This window comes from Burkholderia sp. Bp8963 (assembly GCF_003854275.1).
Lineage (GTDB): Bacteria > Pseudomonadota > Gammaproteobacteria > Burkholderiales > Burkholderiaceae > Burkholderia.
In genome coordinates this window covers 1-1,665 of sequence record NZ_QTQP01000129.1, presented here as the reverse complement: position 1 = coordinate 1,665, position 1,665 = coordinate 1, and the positions used below count along the sequence as shown (strand labels likewise).

The window sequence follows — 1,665 nt, the reverse complement described above, 5'->3', positions numbered from 1 at the left end:
CGGCGCGCGTCAAGGTAGTTGCCGCCTGATTCATGCAGCCAGAGGCTGTTTGCTGTCGACGTGCGGGGCCATCGAAACGACAGCGTCGTGTTCAGGATTGAGCGTCACGGCACCAACCGGTGTCCAGTTGCGCGTGTCGCCTGACCAGCGCGACGGACTACGTTCGCGCGCCTTTGCGTACAGCGCGTGGCGCGCGGCCAGAATCGCATGGTCTTCGCCCGCATGGCGCTGCGCAGGGCTCACGTAGCGGATACCGCTATGACGGTGCTCGACGTTGTACCAGTGCACGAAGCTGGCAGCCCAGGTGCGGGCTGCATTCAAATCATCGAAGCCTGCGGCCGGGAACTCCGGCCGGTACTTCGCGGTGCGGAACAGCGCCTCGGCGTAGGCGTTATCGTCACTGACGCGGGGGCGCGAATACGACGGCTTGATGCCCAGCCAGTGCAGCATCGCCAGCACGGTGGTGGCCTTCAGCGTCGCGCCGTTATCGCCGTGCAGCACCGGTCTGGCCTCAAGGGCGGCAATCCCTTCGGCGAGGGCCGTGCGGCGCACCAGATGCGCGGCATGTTCGGCAGCGTCACTGTCATGCACCTCCCAGCCCACGATCTTCCGGCTGTACAGGTCCAGGATCAGGTAGAGGTGGAACCATCGTCCGGTCACCGTCGCCGGCAGGAACGTCATGTCCCAGCACCACACCTGGCGAGGTGCCGTCGCGATGTGCGTGGTCGGTGGGCGCGTGCCTGAAGGGGCCTTGGCACGGCCACGGCGCGTCATTTGCCCATGCTCGCGCAGCACGCGTGCGAAGGTCGATTCGCTGGCAATGTACACGCCTTCATCGGCCAGCATCGGCACGATCCGCGCCGGCGGCATGTCGGCAAAGCGCGGCTCGTTGGCCACATGCAGCACCTGCGCGCGCTCCTCGGGACTCAGCGCATGCGCAGGCAGCGGGCGGCTCGCGCCGGGCCGGGCGTCGCCTTTGACGAGCCCCTGATGGGCCTTCCAGCGTTGCAGGGTACGCGCATCGATTCCAGCCACCTCGCAGGCCAGGTGCAACCGTGCACCCGCGCGATTCGCCGATTCAATTTCCCGGGCCAGAAGCTGGCGATCTTCGAGGCCGATCATGCGTCCTCGCCCTTGTCCGTGTTGAAGATCGCCCCGAGTTTTTTTGACAGCACCAACAGCGCTGCCGCCTCGGCCAGTGCCTTCTCCTTGCGCCGCAGTTCGCGTTCCAGTTCCTTGATGCGACGCTGATCCTGCTTCGTCTGCCGTGGGCTGGCACGGGCCTCCTCGGGTTCAGCCAGCGCCTGCGTGGCCGCCGTGCGCCACTGGGCCAGCTCCTGGGGATATACACCATGCTCACGGCACCAGGCATTGCGCGCCGTCTCATCCATCGCAGCCGTGCTCAACACCGCCTCGAATCGGGCGGTCGCTGTCCATGCCCGCTCGCGAGCGGGCATGGACAGTGCGTCACTGCGCCAGCGCTCCAGCGTATCCACGCTCACACCGATCTCGCGTGCGACGTCCTCTGCTGTCGCGCTCTCCGGCGGCAACAACCGCGCCACTGCTCTGTCCTTGAATGTCTGTCCGTATCGCGCCAATTCATTCTCTCTTTACTGCCCCCAGGTTCCAATTCTATCCGGGCGGCATCTATTCTGACGCGGGGGG

The 1,665-nt window shown here is 66.0% G+C and carries 1 protein-coding gene; it reads right to left on the bottom strand.

The genetic code is table 11. The features are described from left to right. Positions 1-30: 30 nt before the first annotated feature. Positions 31-1,598, bottom strand: a protein-coding gene (locus DID96_RS37595) for an IS3 family transposase (RefSeq protein WP_124604355.1) whose coding sequence is annotated in 2 segments (ribosomal slippage) — positions 31-1,160 and positions 1,160-1,598 — 1,569 coding nt in all. Because the reading frame shifts where the segments join, the coding sequence is not laid out codon by codon here. Positions 1,599-1,665: the final 67 nt, after the last annotated feature.